This is a genomic window from Chloroflexota bacterium (genome assembly GCA_034717495.1).
GTDB lineage: Bacteria > Chloroflexota > Anaerolineae > JAAEKA01 > JAAEKA01 > JAYELL01.
Window position 1 is genome coordinate 1 of record JAYELL010000050.1, and the last position, 22,782, is coordinate 22,782.

16 protein-coding genes are annotated in these 22,782 nt (G+C 54.1%); 14 read left to right on the plus strand and 2 right to left on the minus strand.

The genetic code is table 11. The features are described 5' to 3' along the window. Positions 1–482: 482 nt before the first annotated feature. Positions 483–2,096 (minus strand): metallophosphoesterase, encoded by a 1,614-nt coding sequence (locus U9R25_09525; protein ID MEA3336135.1) that lies wholly within the window; start codon positions 2,094–2,096, stop codon positions 483–485. Between the two features lie 25 nt (positions 2,097–2,121). After that, complete coding sequence (locus U9R25_09530; GenBank protein MEA3336136.1) at positions 2,122–6,282, minus strand: lamin tail domain-containing protein; 4,161 nt, start codon at positions 6,280–6,282, stop codon at positions 2,122–2,124. A 235-nt stretch (positions 6,283–6,517) separates the two neighbouring features. On the opposite strand from U9R25_09530, the gene U9R25_09535 reads away from it, so the two are divergent. The 14 genes from U9R25_09535 to U9R25_09600 all read left to right on the plus strand — a co-directional run bounded on the left by U9R25_09535 (position 6,518) and on the right by U9R25_09600 (position 22,755). Further along, positions 6,518–7,231 carry a FadR/GntR family transcriptional regulator gene (locus tag U9R25_09535; GenBank protein ID MEA3336137.1) on the plus strand — a complete coding sequence of 238 codons (714 nt, stop codon included), beginning with the start codon at positions 6,518–6,520 and terminating at the stop codon, positions 7,229–7,231. 27 nt (positions 7,232–7,258) lie between these two features. Continuing rightward, entirely contained in the window at positions 7,259–8,353 is a 1,095-nt protein-coding gene (locus tag U9R25_09540) for a uroporphyrinogen decarboxylase family protein (protein ID MEA3336138.1), read from the plus strand. Positions 8,354–8,355: 2 nt separating this feature from the next. Then, the gene (gene larA, locus U9R25_09545; GenBank protein ID MEA3336139.1) at positions 8,356–9,648 is read left to right on the plus strand and encodes a nickel-dependent lactate racemase; all 1,293 of its coding nucleotides are present in this window, start codon (positions 8,356–8,358) and stop codon (positions 9,646–9,648) included. 150 nt (positions 9,649–9,798) lie between these two features. Beyond that, the gene (locus U9R25_09550; GenBank protein MEA3336140.1) at positions 9,799–11,106 is read left to right on the plus strand and encodes a sugar ABC transporter substrate-binding protein; all 1,308 of its coding nucleotides are present in this window, start codon (positions 9,799–9,801) and stop codon (positions 11,104–11,106) included. A gap of 253 nt (positions 11,107–11,359) precedes the next feature. After that, positions 11,360–12,172 carry a sugar ABC transporter permease gene (locus U9R25_09555; protein ID MEA3336141.1) on the plus strand — a complete coding sequence of 271 codons (813 nt, stop codon included), beginning with the start codon at positions 11,360–11,362 and terminating at the stop codon, positions 12,170–12,172. Continuing rightward, positions 12,169–13,038 carry a carbohydrate ABC transporter permease gene (locus U9R25_09560; GenBank protein ID MEA3336142.1) on the plus strand — a complete coding sequence of 290 codons (870 nt, stop codon included), beginning with the start codon at positions 12,169–12,171 and terminating at the stop codon, positions 13,036–13,038. The genes U9R25_09555 and U9R25_09560 overlap by 4 nt, the downstream gene beginning before the upstream one ends. 7 nt (positions 13,039–13,045) lie before the next feature. Beyond that, a complete protein-coding gene (locus U9R25_09565) occupies positions 13,046–14,506 on the plus strand; it encodes a trimethylamine methyltransferase family protein (GenBank protein MEA3336143.1) in 1,461 nt (486 codons plus the stop codon). 75 nt (positions 14,507–14,581) lie between these two features. Further along, a complete protein-coding gene (locus tag U9R25_09570; GenBank protein ID MEA3336144.1) occupies positions 14,582–15,748 on the plus strand; it encodes a uroporphyrinogen decarboxylase family protein in 1,167 nt (388 codons plus the stop codon). 36 nt (positions 15,749–15,784) lie between these two features. Then, positions 15,785–16,960 carry an N-acetylglucosamine-6-phosphate deacetylase gene (gene nagA, locus U9R25_09575; GenBank protein ID MEA3336145.1) on the plus strand — a complete coding sequence of 392 codons (1,176 nt, stop codon included), beginning with the start codon at positions 15,785–15,787 and terminating at the stop codon, positions 16,958–16,960. 345 nt (positions 16,961–17,305) lie between these two features. Next, positions 17,306–18,646, plus strand: coding sequence for a sugar ABC transporter substrate-binding protein (locus tag U9R25_09580; protein ID MEA3336146.1), 1,341 nt, complete (start codon positions 17,306–17,308; stop codon positions 18,644–18,646). 87 nt (positions 18,647–18,733) lie between these two features. Next, the gene (locus tag U9R25_09585) at positions 18,734–19,603 is read left to right on the plus strand and encodes a sugar ABC transporter permease (protein ID MEA3336147.1); all 870 of its coding nucleotides are present in this window, start codon (positions 18,734–18,736) and stop codon (positions 19,601–19,603) included. Then, positions 19,603–20,439: a carbohydrate ABC transporter permease gene (locus U9R25_09590; protein MEA3336148.1), complete on the plus strand. Its 837-nt coding sequence runs from the start codon at positions 19,603–19,605 to the stop codon at positions 20,437–20,439. Before U9R25_09585 ends, U9R25_09590 begins: the two co-directional genes overlap by 1 nt. A 22-nt stretch (positions 20,440–20,461) precedes the next feature. After that, positions 20,462–21,535: a hypothetical protein gene (locus U9R25_09595; protein ID MEA3336149.1), complete on the plus strand. Its 1,074-nt coding sequence runs from the start codon at positions 20,462–20,464 to the stop codon at positions 21,533–21,535. A gap of 317 nt (positions 21,536–21,852) precedes the next feature. Further along, on the plus strand, positions 21,853–22,755 hold the full coding sequence (locus tag U9R25_09600; protein MEA3336150.1) for a sugar phosphate isomerase/epimerase: 903 nt from the start codon (positions 21,853–21,855) through the stop codon (positions 22,753–22,755). The last annotated feature ends 27 nt before the right edge of the window (positions 22,756–22,782 follow it).

The window sequence follows — 22,782 nt, forward strand, 5'->3', positions numbered from 1 at the left end:
CCAAGGTGAAGTGCAGCGAATTTGGCCAGGCATTGATCGATAATATGGTGGGCGAGTAGGCAAGGAAACAAGGAAACAAGTAGACAGGGAAACAGGGAAACAGGGAAACAAGTAGACAGGGAAACAGGGAAACAAGTAGACAGGGAAACAAGGAAATAAGTAGACAGGGAAACAAGGAAATAAGGAAATAAGGCAAGAACTCAGGTGCGACGCACTTGGTCTACAAGATCAAGCCGATTTGAATAAGAATCCGATAATGACGCCTTTGGAGCCATGTGAGCAAGTGCGTTGCACCTTATGGCTGGCTGTCCGGCATCCTGATGAAGGAAAATGGGGATGCGGTGGACACCAACATATCTCCGGCCTTTCAGGCGTCTTGCAGACAGGCCACCTGGCCGCTTTACTCCCGCATTCCCCGCGTCCGCGAGGATGACGATTACGCACCTTCAATGGGGCTGTTTTCAAAGCAGGGAAGGTGCTGATTATTTCATCAGCATGGGCAAAAAGATATACATGGGTTGGGGGGACGGCGTGGCGGTCGGGCTTGCGGTGGGTGTCCGGGTCGGCGTTTCCGTCGGTGTGGGCGTGGGCGTTTCTGTTGGGGTCCTGGTCGGTGTAGGACTGGGTGTGGCGGTGGGGGAGGGGGTGTTGGTGTGCGTCGCGGTCGGCGATGGGGTCGGTGTGGCGGTGGAGGAAGGGGTGTTAGTGTGCGTCGCAGTCGGCGACGGGGTCGGCGTGACGATTGGTTTGGTGAGCGTGAAGGTATCCAGTTGCTCGCCAAGATTGGACAGGAAGATGGCCGTTATCTGATTCTCGTGGATGTCCAGGACAACAGAGCCCAGGATATTCATGGAGGTGAACATGGCTGGATGGTTGAGCGCGCCGTAGCCAAGCCTGGCTGAGCTGCCAGCCACCACGTAAACGGCGCCGCCGTGCGGCCCGATCGTCTTGTCATAGGCACCGTCGCCGGCGGGCCGTCCGTCGCCGTCATCGAGAACCATCGAGTCCTGCAACGTGGTGGATAAGCCGTAGTGGCCGTCCAGCAGAAAAGACCGCTCGTAGCTGTGGCTGTGACCGGTGAAAACCAGGTCCACACCAGCCTCTTCCAGGACCGGCAGGAACAGCTCGCGCATCTTGATCATGCCCCACTCCTCGTCGGAGTCGTGGCTGCCCTTGCTGTAGGGCGGGTGGTGCCAGAAGGCGATGATCCAGTCGGCCTGGGTGGCATTCGCATCGGCCACGGTCCAGTCAAGCATTACGTCGCGCTGGAAGTGCAGAGATTCCGTCGAATCGAGCACGATGAAATGGATGTTGCCGTAGTCGAACGAGTAGAAGGCCTCAGTTCCTGATGCGACGCCACCTGCCTCGCCCATGGTGGGCAGGGTGAAGACGTCGAAATAGGGTCCGGTCTGGGTGGCAGCGGATGCACTGACAGCGTCGTGGTTGCCGTAAGCGGGCCACAGGACACTGGTTTTCAGCGTTTCCGGATAGGTGTTGAACACGCCTATCTGGAATTCGGGGTCGGTGCCCGAGTAGTAGGCATTGTCGCCCAGCATCAGCCAGAGGTCGGTGTGACGGTCACCGGCATAGGCGTAATAGGCGTCACGCACCTGACGGGCGCCGGTGCCACCCGAGCCGGAGTCTCCCAGTATCCAGAGACGGGTGTCACGCGACTGGCCGAGCGGTGGAGACGTGATGAAGTAGGTGCCTGGATCGCCTCCAACCAGGATCTGGGTCGTCGTCCCGACAGCGTAATAATAGGTCGTGTCGGGGGTCAGGTCGCTGAGGGTAATCTCGTGTTCCGTGGTTCCGGCCTCATTGCTCACGCTCCAGATCAAGTTGTCCGGGGAGGGGCCATACAGTACACGACTGTAGGTTACCAGGTTGGTACGCCAGCGGATGTTTATGCTGGTTGACGTGCCCATCTGCAGGTAAGGCCCGCGGGTGACATAGAGGGTCTCGACCTGGGCGGCGTTGGCCGGTCGAAGTACCATGGATTGGCTGGTATCAGCCACATTTTCCTGGATGATCGGCAGTCGAACAAGACTGGCGAACAACAGAACAAAAAGGATCTTCACTGGGGTTCGGATAGTCATAAAGTCAATTCCCGGGCTGATTTTCTTACCGCCAGCCCCAGCGGGTGGCGGTCGCGATCAGGTCACCAACTGTGACGTAAGCTCCCAGGCCGTCGACATTGAAGGTAGCCGGGCAACCTGCGGTGCCAATCGGCTGGTTCCAGCAGGCAGTCACCCGCTGGATGTCGGCGACATCCACATCGCTATCGCAGGAAGCGGGCGATGTGTGGTCGGCGTTGGGCTGCAGATCGGCGAAATAGCAGGCGTCGTTGGGCAAACCAGGTGTGCCGCCAACGGCAGAGGCGTGCCAGGTGACGGGGTCGTTGGCATAGGTGGGACCGGAAAGGCGTTCCAGGGATGGACCGGAGCCGTCGGGCGTGCCTGGCCAGGGAGAGCTATCGCTGTAGAGAATGCGATCCACAGGGATGTAGGGAGGAATGCCGGCCACGGGCGTGTCGGGCCTGGCGAGGGTCAGACCTTCGCCCCCGTTGCTTAGGCTGCCGTCGTAGGGACCGAAGACAGGCACCTCGGCAGGCACATTGTAGATGCCGGCAAAAAGAATTGGATCGATGTCGACGACCAGAGCCAGGCCACGGGCCGGGATCATGGCGGCGGGCGGGAAGGCGAAGTCTATGCCGTCGGTGAGGCGCCAGGTGTTGCCGGGGTAGACAGGATCGAAAAGCGGGATCGGGCTATCGGTGATATTGAGCAACTCGATGTATTCCAGGGCGCCGGGTGCCGGATGGTACATGAGCTCGTTGAACACAACGGGGCCGACCAATGGATAGCCGTTGGGGGCGCCGGTGCCGGTTCTGAACTGCTGGAGGGAGGCGGGGTTCTCGACGCCAAAGGTGCTTCGGCTCAAGGCAACGAAGTCGACGCCGGTGGAAGTTGGGTACCGTCCCATGGACCTGTTGGTCTCGGAGGGGCCGAAGCGCACGCCGGTGGAGTAGGGGATCAGCGTGCCATCGGGCTGGGCCGCGGAGAGGAAAAGCCGCTCTCCATCGGCGCTGAGCGCGAAGCTGGGCGGCAGGCCGGGCGTGGGGTTGAACTGATACTCGTAGAAGACGTAGAAACCGTTGGCGGGAATGGTTGTGCCATTGGGGATACGGTATTTCTTCAAGGTGTCGTTATCATCGCTCAGGAACCAGCCGCCGACGTCGATGGGGCTGCCTGTGGGATTGATCAGTTCGATGGCATCCTCGAAGGGTGCGTCGCTGTGAGCGAGAAGTTCGTTGATGAGTACCCCACCGTCAAAGGGCAGCGGGTCTTCCTCGCCAGGGGAGCCATTGGGAAAGGTGCTGGCGCGCCAGTTGGAGCCGGCATTGGGATCGCCGTTGGGATCAACGATGACCAGGGAATAACCAACGCCATCGGGGGCCTCAGGCCAGCCTGGTTCCTCATCGTCGTGGTAGCGGACGGACATGAATATCGTGCCCGAAACGGGGTCGAAGAAGTCCAGGTTCTCGCCTTCGTTGGCCAGATTTCTGTCGAATTGGCCTGCCATGGGAATGCCGGGGTAACGGATCGGGAAGAACCCGGAGTCGTTGACCAGGACGGCAAACTGGGAGGGGGCCAGCGATGCGCCGGGCGGGAAGGTGAAGTCGATGCCATCGCGAATCTGGACGCCTGACAGGTCGAGGGTTGTCGGGCCGATGTTCTGGAGCTCGATGAACTCGTAGTCACTGCCGCCGGCCGGGTTGTACATGATCTCGGTTACCTTGAGGGTTGAAAGGCCCTGAGGAGCCAGAAAAGTCGCTTCATTCAGGGCGCTCCATGTATCCCCGCTCAAGACGCGTGCCTTGACCAGAGATGTGCCCGCGGGCAGGAATACCGGCGCGGTGTAGAGGGTGGCAGCGGGTGACACCGTGCCAGAGATCGGGATACGAGGGTCTGAGCCATCGGTGGTGAAGTAGATAAGCCCTTCGGGAGCGGTGATCGTAAGTTGGAAATCAGGCGGCACGGAACCGCCATGTTGGTTGAAGCTGGGGGCCTGCACCGCCGGGTAGAGATCAAGATAATGCAGTTGCTGGAGCACAATTGCTGAGCGTTGCGGGAAAAACTCGTTCAGCATCCGGTTGTGCTCGATGACCCAATCGTCATCCCGATTAAAGGATGTGCCGGGGTTCACCACATCTCCCCAGCGGGCGGACTCGGGCACCACGGCGCGATCGACCAGATCTGTCAATTGCGTCAGGCGATAGGCGGGCAGATTGCGTTCCGGATGGGCCGGATCCCAGCTGGGGTTGGCCGGGTCGACATAAAAAACACCACCGTTGAAGAAATGGCGATGGACGCGGTCGGCAAATAACAGACGAAATTCCGGATTGTCGCGCAGTCGCCAATAGAGGTAAGCGGGGGTGTTGCCGTCATCTGCGCCCGAGCCTACATCGGAGTCGTCCAGGTAGGCGCTTTCCAGGAAGCTGCCGTTGTCCCAGCAGAGGAAGTCGAATGTTTCCCCGGGTGCACGGCGCCGGATAGCCTTCCAATCGACATCCTTCCATGGGATCGTATTGCCGCTGTAGATGTGGACCAGCATGAAATCACTCAGGTCGGCCAGGTCCAGGTATTCCTGAACAGCCTGATAACGAGCCGGGTCGGCAAGGCCCGCCTCGGCGAGATCCATCATGGCATTCCATGCCACGGTGTCGCCGTTGACCGCCCTGACGATTCCGACGCCGACATCATAGATCACGTCGAAATCGTCCTCGTTTCCACCGAAGTATGAGGCGGCAAAATCGCCGTCGATGCGTTCGGTGATGGCATAGAGTCCCCAATACAGCCCGTCGAGGTAGAGATGAACCGGCTTGTAATGGGCTGCCAGGCGACCCATGGCGGTCTCGGTGCCGCCGACCCAGGGGTTGCGCACGTACAATGCGCGCTCGCCGCGCAGGATCCAGCCATCGTCCAACAGGGCATACAGCACCAACTTTTCAAAGGTGTCAACCGGGGAATCGGGAAACAGGGGATATTCAAAGACAGAGGCACCGTAATCGCCCCGGAAGTGCAAGCGGAAGGAATGTTTCGGTGTCACATCAGGCTGACGGGTGGAATTGCCATGGATGCGCAATCCCGCGTCGATTTGAAAGGCGGTGGAACCGTCCGGATTGATCAGTTCCACGGAGGCAGGGCGTTCCCACTCCATGCCGCTCTGAACAGGGTTTGCGTAGATGCCGGTAACCGGATCGAACAAGTCCGCGCGGCTGGCTGAAATAGTCAAGGCAGGCAGTGAACGCAGATCATCCGGAAGGGTGTCGGAGTAATCATACACCACTGTGGGATCCATCTCGTAGTCTGCCGGATAGGCTCCCCAGGTAGAAGGAAAGCCTACGGGATCCGCCGGCTGTTGCATGATCCGGGCAGGCATGAGGTAGGTGTGGGTTCCAACGTGAGATTCCAGGTAGCCAGATTTGTGGGCTACGGCGCGCAGCGGCATCGAGTCATAGATGCTTACCGGGCCATTGTAGACTGCGCCGGAGGTGGCATCGGGTGCCAGGCCGGAGCGGCTATGGCGAATGGACGCGCCTGGTGTGCTGGTCTGCAGTTCAACGGTAAACTGGGTGCTGTCGTAGTAGCCTCTGGAAACGCTATAGTTGACATCGGCCACTACGCCAAGGTATGCGCTGCCGGTGTCGTTGGCTGATCCGGGCGTGGGGTGGGAAAAGTAGCGATACTCGCCGGCCGCGTCGTATCTGCCGTATGACACATCGCCATATTGTGTTGGAAATTGGGGGGAGAACTGGTCCACCACCTGGCGTGGAATGGCGTTGTCGAGCAGGGCCAGGTATTCCCCCGAGGCGCTGAGTTTGAAGTTGGTATGCAGCTGGCCGCTGGCCGGGGTACGGTCCTTGCCGGAGGCGAAGATCACCAGGTATTGGTTGGCGTCCAGGATGCGCGCGGGCAGGACCCACTTGTCGAGGTCGCCGGCATTATCGGTCAGGGCCCAGCCGGTCAGATCGACCGGGCTTGCCATCGGGTTAAACAGCTCGATCCAGTCGCTGCTATCGCCATCCTCATCCAGCAGGTCGTTCTGGTTCGAGGCCAAAAATTCGTTGACCACGATGGCCTGAGATTGCGGACTGTGCAGGGGCCGGGATGCCGTGCCCAGCGGGGCTGCCGCGGCCGGGATTGGCAGGATGGTGCCTGTGAACATCAACAGGACTGCTAAAATTGCACGCAATTGGACGCTGAACCCCTGATTCTCCATGAAATCCCTCCTGGTTGTCTTGCCCCTGAGTTACCCATGATGGTTTACCTTTCAAATGTTGAGCCAGCATACCATGGACCATGACCCGTGTCAAAACCGGAATCCGGTGAAAATTCTATTGACAGAGCAAAAAGAATGTGATATGCTGGTCAGGAATTGGTCTGACCTACGAGAAAACGCATAGCCGTATAACGGGAAGGGATTTCTTGTGCAGGCAAACCTAGCAGGATTATCTTTGGAGCCGATTGAGCAGAAGACGGCAACTGAGCTTGTCGCTCAACGGTTGATGGGTCTGTTGTCGACAGGGGCATTGAAACCGGGGGATCGGTTACCGCCAGAGCGCGACTTGGCGCGGCAGTTGGATGTTGGACGGACCACAGTGCGTGAAGCGTTGAAGCTTCTGACGCTCTCCGGTCTGCTTGAGGCTAAACGAGGGGATGGCACGTATGTAACCCGAAATTTCTACAATTTCCTATCGAATCAAATCAAGTGGCCTCTTCTTCTAAATGTAACAGAAGTCGACAGGATTGTCGAGGTACGGGAAGCGCTGGAGGCTAAGGCTGCTTTTCTGGCAGCCCGGCGGGCCACGCCGGAAGAGATTGAGAAAATCTGTGTTTTCCAGCAGTTGTTGGAGATTGAGGGCAGGGACCTCGAACGAGAAACTGAAATTGACCTGAAATTTCATCATGCCATCGCAAGAGCCTCTCACAATGAGTTGCTGTGTCGCCTGATGCTCTCGTTGCAGGACATACTTCGAGAGTACATCACATTATCCAACCAATACACTGAAAGAATCGAGTCGACGGTGGCGGAGCATCAGGCGATTTACGATGCCATTGCTTCCAGAAACCCCAAAGAGGCTGAACAAGCCATGATTGAGCATCTTGCGATCAGCAAGACGTGGATTCTGAAGGCTATTGATCGTGAGATAGGCACGAGAGAGACCTGACACCGGGCCCGGTGGTTAGATTTCGCTATGAATTCCAAAGAACGTGTTTTGGCAGCTTGTTCATTCAGACCACCTGATGCGATTCCCCGAGTTGAGCATTTCTGGGGATATTCAGAGTCCTGGGAAAAGAGGCTGGGACCTGTCGAGAGGGTTACCGACGTCGTCATCTGGTCCCCAAACGAGGGTGCGTTTCCGACAAAGGCACGCAAGATCAAGAAGGAAAAGGGTCACATCTATGAGGTTGATAAATGGGGGCGGACTGTTCGATCCAGAGAAGGTGCTTTCTTCGTCGAAATACTTGGGGTGCCCATTACGGAGGGCAAGGATTTAGATACTGTCGAGTTCGATTCTCCAGACCTCGATGTTCGATTCATAGAGGTCGAGACCGAAACGATTCTTGATGTTCCATTGATCAACGGAACGCCAAGCCTGTCCAAAGTTGAAAAGGCCCTTCAGCAAGCCAAGCAGCAAGGCTGTGTTTTTGGCAAGACAGGTGGGCCATACCTTCGGTCGACGTATGTGCGTGGCGAGATGCAGTTCCTGACGGATATTGCCAGTGATTCCGGACTGGCCAAAGCCATTGCTGACAAGATGGCTGATCATTTGATGGCGGTGGGTGTTCAGGAAATTGAGCGTTGGTCACTGCAGGACACGGGCATTTGGATTTTCGATGACATAGCCTACAACACTGGCCCGATGATCAGTCCTATCTCGTTTGAGAGGATTTTTCTGCCGGCCTATCAGCGAATGATCAAGGCCTACAAAAAAGCCGGAGCCAGGTACGTGCTTTTTCACTCAGATGGCGATATCCGTCTGATTCTGGATATGCTCATCGACGCGGGCATCGATGGCATCAACCCGGTGGAGCCTCGCGCCAATATGAAGGTGGTCGAACTACGGAAATGCTATCCCAAGCTGATTTTGGCGGGGGGGATGGACAATTCGGGGATTTTGATCAACGGCCCGATCGAAGAAATTCAGGCCTCGACGCGTGAGATCATCGATGTAGCCCGCGACGGGGGGGTGCTCATTGGATCGGGTTCCATCGGACCAGATATTTCGCTCGAGAATTATGCGGCCTACCACGAGGTCTGTATGACATACGGGAATTTCGGGAGGTAAGAATGATTGGAATTCGATATGTAGACCGGGATATTGCACTGAATATCCCAGACAAAAACATCATCTTTGATTTAAGTCCACTTGACATGCCGCCGGCAGCCGACCTTGGTCGAAAACTTCAAGAAGCGCTGGCAGCCCCGATTGGCGCCCCCCCCCTGCATGAAATAGTCCAGCCGGGCCAAAAAGTCACCCTTATCATAGACGATAATACGCGTATCACGCCGACCATGCAGATAGTGCCGGTTGTCCTGGATACACTGAATCGGATAGGGATTCCCGACAGTGACATTCAGGCAGTCATTGCTTCCGGCACGCATCGTCCCATGACAGCCGAAGAAAAGGATGAAAAATACGGCGACCCGATCCTGTCGCGCATCCCGGTATTGAACCACAACTACAAGGATCCGGCCAAACTGGTGGACTACGGGACGACCGAGCGGGGGACGCGCATTCTGGTCAATAAGGATGTCGTCGAGGCCGATTTTCGCCTGGCTATCGGCAACATCATCCCCCATCATCCTACCGGCTGGAGCGCCGGCGCCAAAGCAGTGTTGCCGGGCGTGGGCGGTGAGGAGACGGTGGCCCAGATGCACTTTCTTGGCAGCCGGGAACCCTCCCTGGGCCGGGTTGACACGCCCATGCGCCGGGAGATGGAAGATTTTGCCGGTAAGATTGGCCTGAACTTTATCCTGAACGTTATTTTGAATCGTGAGGGGGAACTGGTGGATGCGGTGGCAGGGCATTTCATTCAGGCCCATCGTGTGGGTGTCGAGATTTCCAAACAAGTGTACGGCTTGCCCATTCCCGAACTGGCCGATCTGGTGATCAGCAGCACTTCCCCCGTGGACTTCGATTTCTATCAGGCAGATAAAGGTATTACTTCAGCCGAACCGGCCACCAAACCGGGCGGCGAAATCGTATTGGTGTCTGGCTGTATCGAAGGTATCAGTCCGGCTCATCCTGAATTGGCCGACTATGTGGGGAAGATGACAAACGATCAAGTTTGGAAACTGATCGATGCGCATAAAGCCCCTGATCCCCTGACGGCGGCTGAAGCCATTGTGTTCAACGACATCAAGGATAAGATGAACATCACTTTGGCGACCGAGGGGATTTCGCCGGCGGTATGCCAAAGTATGGGGTTTCGTCATGTCTGGCCCGGCAAGTTGAACGAATACATCGGCCAACGGTTGAACGAGTCGCCAGATCTAAAGATCGGAATCTTGCGCCAAAGTGCCGAGGTCCTGCCTATTCTTACTCTGACTGCTGGTAGGGGGAGAAAGGAGGACGGTTAGTATCACTATTCCCGTGACATAGCCAGCGATTCTCTTTTTCGCCTACTTGCTCTCGTATTCGAGGAGGTTTGTACAATGAAATAAGCAGTCTATTGATTGTTGTTGTCGCCATGTAGAAACCCAAGCGCAGAGAATTGGAGGATAACGCTGATGAGGAAAAATCTGTTCACGCTGGTTGTTTTGCTGATGCTCACGATGCTGATTGTGTCATGTGCTCCACCGCCACCTCAGGTGATTGAGAAAGAGGTGCTTGTCACCTCCACTCCAGAACCAGAAGGCCCGGTGAAGCTGGTGTTCTGGAGCTTCCTCGACCAGGAATACCCTGGCATGTATCCCTTCTTTGAGGAAAAGTTGGCCGGGTTCCAGGAGAAGTACCCCGACGTAGATATCGAATTCGTGCCCATTCCCTACGAAGGAAGTGATGCCAAGTATCTGGCCGCGTTTGCCGGCCGAGAGAACGCACCTGACATGTGGATGGGAAAGGTTCCTTATTTTGCTGGTGGCCTGAAGGTGGCGGCCCCCGCTCCTGATGACGTAAATGAGGCGTGGGATGAGATTCTCGTTGACAACATCAAACCATATCTTCAGTGGGAGGACCACTACTACGGCTTTCCCATCGAGTCCGACCTGGGGGTGATGCTCTACTACAACACCGATCTGTTCGAGGCAGCGGGACTGGATCCTGCTAAACCACCCCAGACAATGGACGAACTTCTTGAATATGCACAGAAGCTCAGTGATAGCGGCGAAGTGGGCTTTGGTGTCCGTTACTCGGGCAACCCGCGAGGAATCGCTGACAAGTGGCTACCGTTCTTGCACGCCTGGTGCGGCCAATTATATTCCGAGGATGGCACAACATCCGACGGGTATCTAAACAGTCCTGAAGCGATCGAATCGCTGCAATTCTATGGCGACCTGGTCAATGAGCACGGCGTGTCCAGCCTCACTGTAGGCAAGCCGATGGATGCATTCTCACGCGGGCAGGTCGGTATGTTCTTCCGTGAGGCCTGGACGGTGGGTGTCCTTCGAGATTCGGCCCCGGACATCAACTATGCTGTAGTGCCCATCCCACAAGAGGATTGTAACCCTGGCTTGAGCCTGTTATTCCAGACGTCGATGATGGTCAACAAGTTCAGCCCGAACGAAGACATGGCCTGGGAATGGATACGCTACATGACGCTCAATCCTGAATATGATATGGAAATGGCCCAGATCAACGGCACACTGCCGTTGCATAATGCCAATTTTGAGACAGACTACTTTACCACCCGTCCGGATTATGAGGCCGAGCTGGAGATCATCAATAACCCGGCGAGTCCCTACTACGGTGAGCCGTTTATCAACGAGATATCGTTTCGCGTTGGTCAGGCAGTTGAAGAGGTGTTGTTCGGCCAGAAAACCGCCGAGGAAGCGCTTAACGATGCGGTTCCAGATGTGGATGAGCTACTGAATAAGTAGTCTGCCGACTTGAACGATGGCTTGGCCTCCGGCCGGAGGCCAAGCCCCTGGAGGGGTTTTCAACCTACAAACTATTACCATATCCAAACAGAGTTTGCAGTGAGCCTTCCGGCGCACTTGTTTCTCACGGAAGTGTGATCCTCAAGAGAGAAAATGAATGAATAGGGCTGTCAATATCCTGATGGGGAAGAGTATGCGTGATCGGCAGATCAGAACAGCCTATCTCTTCATTCTTCCGGCCATCCTGTATTTTTTGCTGACATTTACCTATCCTACTCTCCAGGCTTTTTGGCTTTCTCTTAACACCTGGGGCGTTGCGGGAGGTTCAGAATTTGTCGGTCTCCAACAGTACGCGGAAGTGCTGAACGACAAGCTGTTTTGGGTCAGCATGAAGAACACCTTCGTACTGGCGCTTCTCAGTGTACCGCTGACGATGGCCTTAGCCATCTTAGCAGCAGTACTTTTCCATTCCGCATCCAATTTCCCGTTCAGGAACCTGTTTCGAGCTATCTACTTTTTGCCTGTCATCACTTCTGCGGTGGCTGTTGGTTTTGTTTGGAGTTGGATTTTTCAGCCCGACATCGGTCTTTTGAACGCCCTTCTCGAAGCTCTGGGCATCAAAGGTCAAATGTGGCTTTCTAGCCCCAGTCAGGCTTTGCCCAGCCTGGCGATAATGAACATCTGGATGCGGCTCGGCTTCGATATGATTATCTTTTGGGCTGGCTTGCAAGGTATTCCATCCGTATACTACGATGCGGCCAAAGTTGATGGCGCCGGGGCTGTGGCCCGGTTCCGGCACATTACTTTTCCCCTGCTCAATCCTCAAATCGTACTGGTGGCAGTCATCGAGATCATCAATGCGCTCAAGGTGTTTGACCTGGTCTTCATCGCCACCAGCGGCGGTCCGGTCAACTCCACCCGGGTGGTTGTTTTACATATCTACGATCTGGCGTTTTCGTGGAACAAGATGGGGGAAGCTTCGGCTGTTGCCATCTGTCTCTTTGTGATCGTCATCATTGTGACCGTGGCGCAATGGAAACTCCTGAGTCGACGAGTGGAGTATTGATCGGCAATGCAAGCACCAGAAAAATGAAATCCTTAATGAACACAAAACGACTGCAGCAGTCTGTTCTGATCATCATGATAGTCATTGGGGCAATTATTATGGCCTTCCCCTTCATCTGGATGGTGCTGACCTCGTTGAAACATTCAGACGAGATCTACCGACTGCCTGTGACCATTCTTCCCGATGATTTTCTGAATTTCGAAAACTACGTTACCGTTTTTGAACGCCAGCCATTTCTGCGCTTCTTTCTCAACAGCTTCATTGTCGCGAGCAGCTCTACGATGGTTACCCTGTTTTTTTCCTCTCTGGCCGGTTACGCCTTTGCCAAGTTCGAATTTCCGGGCAAAGAAGTCTTGTTTTTTGTCTTCATTTTGGCAGCTCTGATGATACCGTTTGAGATAATTGTTATCCCGCTGTATCTGTTATTCAATCGTCTGGGATTGGTGAATACCTACCTGGGGATAATGGGACCTGCCATGTTGAGCGCCTTTGGTATTTTCATAATGCGCCAGTTCATCGTTTCGATCCCGAATGATTATCTCGATGCGGCGCGCATTGATGGGCTGTCTGAATTCCAGATATTCTTACGCATTATCATACCTTTGTCGGTACCGGCTTTGGCCACTCTGGGTACTATCAAGTTCATCTGGACGTGGAACGAGTTCCTGTGGCCGTTGGTTATGGTCACCAGTGAAAAGATGCGGACGGTTACGCTGGGACTATCGACCTATACCGGAATGTGGCATACAGATTACACCATCATCACGGCTGCCGCGTTTCTGAGCGTTATTCCGATGTTAATCATCTACCTGTTTTTGCAGAACTTTGTAATCGAAGGTATGACGATGACTGGGGTTAAAGGATAACACCACGATGTTTGAATCATCTATTCACGTTCTATCTCAGGCCAACATGGATTTAATTCATGGGTCAGCGATTGAAATCCTGCGCGATGTGGGGGTACGAGTGGATCACCCCCGGATGCGTGACTTGCTCTCAGATTTTGGCTGTCTGGTCGAGGGTACGGTCGTAAAGTTCCCCGAGGCGGTAACCGAGGATGTGGTCCGCAGTATGCGGGATCCTGGCAACCTGGTGGATGGATACGTGGGCACTCTGCCACTCGATCGGAATCGTATTCCTGATGATGCCCGGATTGTGCCTGTAGCAACTGCCCAGGCCACCATTGCGCACGATCTTGAAACCGACGAACTGCGCCCGGCAACGCAGCAGGATTTGGTCGATGCCTGCCGGGTGGTAAATTCACTGCCCGGTGCAGTGACCGCGCATCCTGTTTTTTTGCCGCAAGATGCGCCGGAGATGGTACAAGACCTGTACGCGCTCAGGGTGACGGCTCAACACTACCCCTATTCTGATTTTGTCGAGATATACAGCCCGGAGGTGGTTCCCTATTTCCTGGAAATGGGGCGGGTGATCTGTGATTCCGATGAAACGCTCAAGGAATCGCCTCCTTTTTGTTCGTGGGCGTTTGCAACCCCTCCGCTCCAGTTTGGCCGCCATGGTTTTGATATCGTCTTCGAACTCAAGGATTTTGGCCTAAAAAAGGGATACGGTGTAGGAGGTGTGATGCCTATTCTGGGTGCATCAACTCCCCTGACGTTATCAGGTTATCTTGTGATGCAATCTGCAGAGGTATTAGCCTGCAACATCATGAACTGGGTCTTATTGGGACGGATTGTAGGCTATAGTGGCGGGCCGGCGATTATGGATATGAGGCGGGGAGCAGCCAGTCAAAGCGCTGCGGAGGCAAATCTGCTCTTTCTGGCTTGCATGGACTTACAGCGCTATTACGGTGATCCCGATCCAATCTACCCTTATGCGCTCAGTGCCGATGCCAAGTTTCCTGATGTGCAAGCTGGAATCGACAAGACCTTCAGTGCGACTGTTGCCGTCTTGGCGGGCAGCCGTATTCTCTCCGCGGGTTTGGGGATACTTGGTCTAAGCGGAGTAGCCAGCCTGGCCCAGCTTGTTATCGACTACGAGTTATGCCAAAGCCTGGAGCATTTCGTTCGAGGGTTTGAGGTGGACGAGGCTCATATCGGCCTTGAAAATATTAAGAAGATCGGTATTGGTGGCAGCTTTCTGGCCGAAGACCATACCTTGGAGTATATGCGTGAAACGCTATTCTTTCCCGAACTTTTCGACCGGCGTATGCTGGGCAGTTTCCAGCAGGACCGAAAGGGTATGTTAGATCACGCAAAAGACAAAGTTCGGGGCATCCTGAAAAACGGCGAGCATCGGGAATACCTGGACCGGGAGCAAGTCAGGGAACTTGACCGAATCGCGCAACGGGCCAAAGAAGAAATCCAGGGATGATTTGGGATTTCTGGCCTGTACCGAGGAGAGGATGATGACCGAGCTAACTGGAATGAAATGGTGATAAATCCCCCCTTGACCGGCAAAGAAAGGGTAAAACTGGCTCTGGCTCACAAAGAGCCGGACAGAGTTCCCATTGGAGAAATGGGAATTGACTACCCGATCATCGAGCAGGTGTTGGGACGTGAAACGTACTATCGTGCCCAGGGTAAAGAGCGCCGGGCAATCTGGGAAGGGCGGCGCGACGAAGTGGTGCGCAGCCAGAAAGAGGATCTGGTAGCTCTGGTGCAAGCTCTTGACTGGGATATTGTCCCGGTCTGGTTGACGTACAGCGACCGTGTAGATTACCGTCCCCGACGGTTTCTGGCTGAGGATAAACTCAAATGGCAAGACGCTGACGGCAATATCTGGCAGGCCCCGGACCAGACAGGCGATGCTCTGTGCATCGACTCACACAGAATCACTCCAGCCATTTTGGATGAGATGCATCGCACCCCACCAGCAGTTGACCAGTCTCAGTTGGAACTGGTCAACTACGTCGTTCAGGAATTGGGTGAGACTCACTTCATTATCGGGCGCGGCTGGCATGCTCCCTCGACCTGGACCGACGGCTCATTTCCTATCCCGGGCGAGGGCTTGTCTATTCCGATTGACACGTTCCTGATGATGATGTATGACGACCCTGATGCAGTGCACGCGATTTTGGCAGCGTATACCAGGCGGGCGATTGAATATGGCAAAATCCTTATTGCGGCAGGGGTTGACGCCGTGCAAATCAACGTCGATTACTGCATCAACACTGGCCCCTGGCTGTCACCCTCTCAGTTTGAAACATTTATCCTGCCCTATATGCAGCAACAGGTGGATGCCTTCAAGCAGGAAGGGGTATACGTTCTCAAACATAGCGACGGCAATACCTGGGCACTGATTGATATGATGGTGGGTACCGGGATAGACGCCCTGCATGGAATTCAACCGAGCGTCGGCATGGATATCAAGCGTCTAAAAGAGAAGATTGGTGACCGGGTGGCTCTCTTCGGTGCCATTGAAGCTGAAACGCTTATCAACGGCATGCCTGAGGATGTTGAGCGCGCAGTTGAGTATTGCCTGAAGCATGGAGCGCCGGGGGGGGGATTTGCTCTCACCACAAGCAATTCGGTGCAGGTCGGAACCAAATATGAGAATTATATGACCATGCTCCGTGTAGCCGGCGAAAAAGGGACGTACCCCATTTCTTTGTGAAGGTTTACGTAATGCATGAACAGCAAGGCGGAAACGATGTTAGCAATTGAAAATGGCGATGTTTTCATCGTTGATACCTTTATTCAAGATGGGGTTGTGCTCATCGAAGGAGGCATTGTTCAGGCAGCTGGGCCGCGAAAAGAGGTGGAAATCCCTGGCGGCACAAGTCATCTGGATGCCAGGGGCGGGACCATTGTGCCCGGTTTCATCGATATGCATACAAATGGCGCTCTGGGTTACGAGTTAGCGAATGCAGAACTGGCTGACCTGGAAAAAATCACAGGATATTTGCCGCAACAGGGAGTAACGGCTTTTGTGCCCACGATCGTAAGTGCTGCCATCGAAGATATTCTCCAGGGGTTGGAACTGGCGCGCCAGGCTATGTCAGGGCCGCGTCTTTCGGGTGCTGAAATCCTCGGTGTTCATATTGAAGGCCCCTATATCAACCGGGAAATGAGGGGAGCGCACAACAACGACATCATTCGCAACCCGGATCCGGATGAATATGGGGCTATCCTTGAATACCCGGATGTTATTCTGTGGGTCACCCTGGCGCCCGAACTGCCTGGAGCTTTGGAGTTGATTCGAGTTCTACGAGAGAACGATATACTGGTCAGCGCCGGGCACACAATGGCCCTCGAGCAGGATATCGAGATGGCAGTTGAAGCAGGATTAAGCAATGCGACACACCTCTATGGCAATATGACGACTCTGCAGCGGGAGAACATCACCCGCGTTGCCGGCTTGGTTGAATATACTTTGCTGGATGATCGGCTCACTACCCAGATCATCGCCGATGGCTATACCTTTTCTCCGAACCTGATGAAGCTGGCATACAAGATCAAGGGGGCGGACAAGTTGGCCATCATAACGGATAACAGCCCTCTGGCGGGACTTCCGCCGGGCGTGTATAACCTGTGGGGGGTGGATGTGGTCGTAGAAGAGGAAATATCATACCTGCCGGACCGCAGTGCCTATGCGGGATGCATAACCACCATGGACAGATGTTTGCGCAACGCTATCCACTTGATGGATGTTCCACTTGGAGATGCCCTACGTATGGTCAGTACAACTCCCGCCAGTATTCTGGGAGTTGCTGACCGCAAAGGCAGCCTGGAACCGGGCAAGGATGCAGATGTCACTGTTCTCAACTCGGAGCTGGAAGTGATCCATACGATTACGTCCGGTCAACTTGCATTTTCTACGGGATAATTCATTCGATTCCGGTTATCGACAGGGAATTCACGTTGGCACGATGCCCATGCTTCAACAAAGGAGGAAAAATTATGTATCAGTGACTGATGTTACGCAGGTAACAGTTGGACCAAGGCTTCCAGAAGACAGCAGACGACTTCCAGAAGACAGCAGACGACGGACCGCAGACGGCTTTCGGAAGACGACGGACGGCTTTCAGAGAACGGCGACACGGCGACGCAGCGATACGGCGATACGGCGATACGGCGGTCAGCGGTCGGCGGTCAGCAGTCGGCGGTCGAGATTTCGGTTTTCAATTTGGCGGTGAAGTTGTGCCGCATCACACGTCTTAGGAGGACGATCATGAAGAAGTTGTTTCGTGTTTTTGGGTTATGTTCTTTGCTTGTGATCGTGTTGTTGGTCACTGTGCAATGTACCGCCGTGCCAGCTGGACAACCAGCGGCTGAAGCCCCGGTTGTCGAAGAGGCTCCTTCAGTTGCAACTGAAGCCCCGGTGGCCGAAGAGGAGACCGGTGAGCCTACAGCACTGAAGATTGCCTGGATGGGGGCTGAGTACGACACCTACCAGCAGTGGAAGGCAGATTTTGAAGCAGCGTATCCCAACGTGACTATCGAATACCAGTTTATTCCCTACGCCGAGGGCCCGACTGTTTTCAATACAATGATCGAAGGAGGCAATACACCGGATCTGGCCTATCTGTTCATGGGGCTGATTTCGGAATATGCCGAACGAGAAGCTCTTGAACCGCTTGACAACTTCATGAGTGATGAAGAGCGGGCGGAGTGGGTGGCTGCAGGCCTGGGTGCCGGTGAATACAAGGGCAAGACCTACGCAGTGCCACTGTTAGGCGCCAACAGGACCCTCTTTGTGCGCTCCGATCTGATGAAAGCAGCAGGTTACGACGAGCCGCCGACTACATGGGATGAGGTCATGGATCTGGCAAAGAAGATGAACAACCCGCCGGAGGTTTACGGTTTCTGCATCGGCGCTGGTCGCCAGAAACACATTATGCAAGAGCAAATCGGCATGATGTGGGGCTATGGAGCCAGTTTCTTTGACGAGGATGGAAAACTGGCTATCAACAGCCCGGAGGCAATCGAGTATGTGACCGATTTAACGAACATGCAGCTGGTGGATGGGGCGATGCCACCTGGGATTCTGACTCTGAATGCCAACGAGTGCTATGCTGAGATGGCCGCCGGCAAGGTTGCTATGATGTTCAGCGGCCCCTGGCAAGACAAACAGTGTCGGGATGCGGGTCTCGAATGCGAAGCCATTCTGCTTCCAGAACCGAATCCGGGTGGAGATCACAACATGCTGTTGATCGTAGATCTATTCGGAATGTTCTCTGCCTCGGAGAACAAAGAAATGGCCTACGAGTTCGTCAAATTCATTCAGCAGCCGGAGAACCGCGTTCTGTTCGACAAGGAATTCGGAGGTGTGCCGCTCACCCATAAGGTAGCGGATGACTCTTACTACCAGTCACAGCCAATTCAGAACTACATTGAGCAGACCGATCTTCTGCGCCTGACCCCCAAGCACCCAGAGTGGACGAAAATCCAGGATGGCTGGGGCGAAGCGGTGCAGATGGTTCTGGCCGGTGACGCGACCGCCGAGGAAGCCCTCAACAAAGTTTACGATCGCCTGGTGAACGAACTTGAGGATCCGAACTTACCGCAATAGCAAAGTGCTTTGAACCTAGATCTGTGTGGGCGAAATCTCACACAGATCTAGACCTGGCTGACGATTGTTTGAAGAGAGGGCGTGTTTATGGAAAAACAGAAACGTCGCCTGGCATATCTGTTGATAGCGCCCAGTGCCCTATGGTTACTGTTGTTCATTGGGTTGCCCATCGTAGATACGATTCGCACCAGTTTCTATCATACTTCCTATAAAGGGGTGCGTTTTGTTGGCCTGGAAAACTACTTCAATATTCTATTCAAAGATGACTTGTTTCGTTTGGTTCTCAATAACTCGATTATTTGGACCGGTGCTTCTGTATTCTTGAACGTGGTTTTCGGCCTGCTTATCGCGCTGCTCCTTAGCCGCTCGTCGATTTTCAGTGAAATTGCGCGGGGGACGTTGATTCTCGCCTGGGCTACGCCTCTGGTTGTAGCCGGAATCATATGGAAATGGATGTACAACGCGGAGTATGGCCAATTGAATTCGCTGTTATTCTCTCTTCATCTTATCGATGAACCTGTTCAATGGCTTACAAATGCTCGTTCGGCATTTGTAGGGGCTCTGATCGCTCGCTTCTGGACAGCGTTCCCATTTACAACATTTGCTTTCCTATCGGGATTACAATCGATTCCCACCGATCTGTATGAAGCGGCAATTGTAGATGGCGCATCGGGCTGGCAACGATTTTGGAAGGTTACCTTGCCTCTGCTGCGCCCAGTGACCCTGGCCGTCTTATTGATCAGTGTCATTTGGTCTTTCAACAGTTTTGCTTTCATTTATGTTATTACCGGTGGAGGGCCAGCAAACAAGACTCAAATCATGGTTACAGAGATTTTTCGACGCGGCTTCGCTTACTTCAACTTTGGTTCTGCCAGTACATTGGCTGTAATCTCCTTCTTCTTCTTGCTCATTGTAAGTATCGTGCAATGGAGGCTCTTTTACCGGGAGGAAGCTTGATGAACATTTTTAGTACCAGGTGGTTCGGTAACGCGGCACGTTTGATTGGCATAACGATGATCGTCAGTTTTGCAGTGTTTCCGTTTCTGGTCGTGGTGGGAACCTCATTGAAAACGATGGGCGAAATCTTCCGCTCGCCAGCTACGCTAATTCCGGAGGTCGTCGTCTGGCAGAATTACGTAGACATCTTTGTTCGAATTCCGATGGTTCGACACCTGGTGAATACGTTTATCATAGCAGGTGCAGTCACTGCTCTGAATATCCTTGTTTCAGCACCGGCGGCATACGCTATTGCGAGAATCGATTTCGCTGGCAGAGGGGCGTTTGGATTGGGCATACTGATCACTCAAATGTTTTCACCCGTTATCATACTCATTCCCCTCTTCAAAGTCATGAAAACTATGGGCCTGCTGGATACGTATGCCTCCCTTATCTTCGTAAATTTGGCTTTTGTCATTCCCTTCTCGATCTGGATGTTGACCGGTTTCTTCCGGAACATTCCTGAAGAACTGGAGGATGCTGCCATGATCGACGGCCTGTCCAGATTTCAGACTATGATAAGAATTGCCTTGCCGTTGACGATGCCCGGCCTGATCACAACGTCGATCTTCGCATTTATTACGGCCTGGAACGAGTTTATTTTCGCCCTGGTTTTCATCTCTGATCGGGACATGCAGCCGATCACGATGGCGCTATATTCCTGGGAAAAAAACAATGTTGTAGAATGGAATTACCTTATGGCCACCTCCGTTGTCGCCACGATTCCAACTGTTTTTCTCTTCCTTCTCGTCAGGAAACGTCTTACAGCGGGATTGATGGCCGGGGCAATAAAGTAGAAGGGAATCTGGTTAATTGAGGATGATTCAAATCGATACACGCATCGAACGCTACAAAAAGTGGCTGGAGCGGGAATCTGTGGAGCGGCCAATGATAGGGCTTGCCTGGGAACCGGACATAAGTCCGCTCCCGGAAATGCTGGAGCAGTTCGGTATGGGAAAACCAGTATTTCCGGACCAAATTCAGCCGGAAGTGATATTGGATTGGGTTGAACACTGCTACGGCGAGGATGCCCGGCTGCAAAGCGATGTAATTCAGGGATTTGCCCCCGCTTTTGGCGTTCCCTGGGTTGAGGCGATTGCCGGGTGCCCGGTGGTGGCTCAACCAGGATCACTGTGGGCCGAGCCTTGCCTGGATAGCTACGCGGATCGCCAGCGAATCACCTTTGATCCCGACAATCCCTGGCTGCAGAGGCTGATTGAGTTCACCAGAGTGCTGGTTGATTTATCTGATGGGCGCTTTCCAGTCACGCTTCCGCAGACGCGAGGTCCACTGGACACGCTGGCAGCCATGCGCGGGCCTGAGCGAATGGGGCTTGATCTTATCGACTGCCCCGATGAAGTTGCCGCTATTCTCGATGAACTTACCGACCTCTGGATAGGCATTTGCGAAGCGGTCAGGCCGTGGATTCCACCGTTTCATGGCGGCTATTGCAGCCGGATGAAAATGTTTGCACCTGGCTACGCCGTCACACCGCAGAACGACATTTCTTCCATCGTCTCGGCCAGAATGTACAGGGAGTTTGCTTTGCCCTGCGACAGGCGAATCACGAGTCGTTTTCCTTACCACTCTTTTCATACGCACGACACAGAGTACCACCAGATAGAAAACTTGCTCGAGTTGGAAGCGCTTACGGTTATCCAGATCTTTCTTCAGCCAGATAGCGGCGGTCCACCTTTTGAGAGGATGTTACCCATAATAGAGCAAGCGCTTGAGCGTAAACCGGTGCTTCTGGGCGCTCAGAACATTGAAACAGCCGAACGCTGTCTTGAATCATTGCCCTGCACTGGATTGTTCCTGATGCTTGAAACCGAACCTCTGGAACCGATTCCCGAAAGCCACAGGCGGTGGCTGCTGGAGCACTGTCTTATGTAACTGGAGTTACGCAGGTAACAATGTGCCCGGAAGACGGCGACCTTGCGACACGGCGACCTTGCGACGCGGGGACACGGCGACACGGCGACGCGGGGACACGGGGACACGGCGACGCGGGGACACGGCGACACGGCGACGCGGCGACCGAGGACCACGGACGGTAGAACTGCGTAACATGAGTTATGTAACTGGAGTTACGCAATTGGAGTGCTTTCCTGCCGACCACCGACCACTGAAAGCCGACCATTGACCGCCGACCGCTGACTGATATCCGTCATTCTTTCTTCAAATACTTGAACATACAAGGAGAACTACTTATGAAGATCGGTTGTGCCGCACTCTATCCCATTACCCGCTACGGATTCCCTTACACGCTGGACAATTACCTGAAAGCTGTGGCCGAAATGCACTCGGCCGGTTTCGAGTACTGCGAGCTGGAGATCAACGTCGATAACGACCTTGATGAGTATATCGAGCGAACCGGCGAGGTCGAGCGTGTTCTGGCCGACAATCAAATGACCGTCTCGGCGATCATAGGTGTGGTAGATGGCGCCTTTTCTACTAACCCCGTTATAGCGGACGCCTATCTACGCAAGTATGAACAGCTCTGTCGATTTGGCAGGGGCATCCACTGCGACATGATCTGCATTTGCGCCTATATGCCGCCCGAAATCGAAGGTGTTGCCGGAACCGAGCCCTATTCTGGCGCTCCCCCCATGCAGGTCAGAGAGCCGGAAGATTTCGACTGGGATCTGTTCTGGGACAACGCTGTCCATCGTTTTGCCCAGATGGCGCGCATCAGTGCCAAATACGATCAAAAACTGATCATCGAGAATCGGGTGGGCGATTGGGTCAGCACAAGCGATGGTGTATTGAAACTTATCGAAGACGCCGGAGAGCCGAATGCAGGCTGTCTGCTTGATGTAGCTCATACCAACGCAACCAAGGAGCATCTTAACCTGGTTATTCCCAAACTCAAACATCGGCTGATGTATGTCCATCTTGCTGACAATGATGGCACACAGCCCTATCATCTGCCTGCCGGCCAGGGTACCATCGACTTTCCTTCTGTATTTGGAAGCCTTGAATCAATTGGCTATGACAGCTACGTCAATGTTGACTATGGTGGCGTGCCGTCCGACCAGATTCTGGAAGAAGTGACAAAAGGTCGAGCTTATTTTCAGGAATGCCTTGAAACTGCTAGCCAGGACCATGGGTAGGAAAACAAATCAACACTGAATCTATTC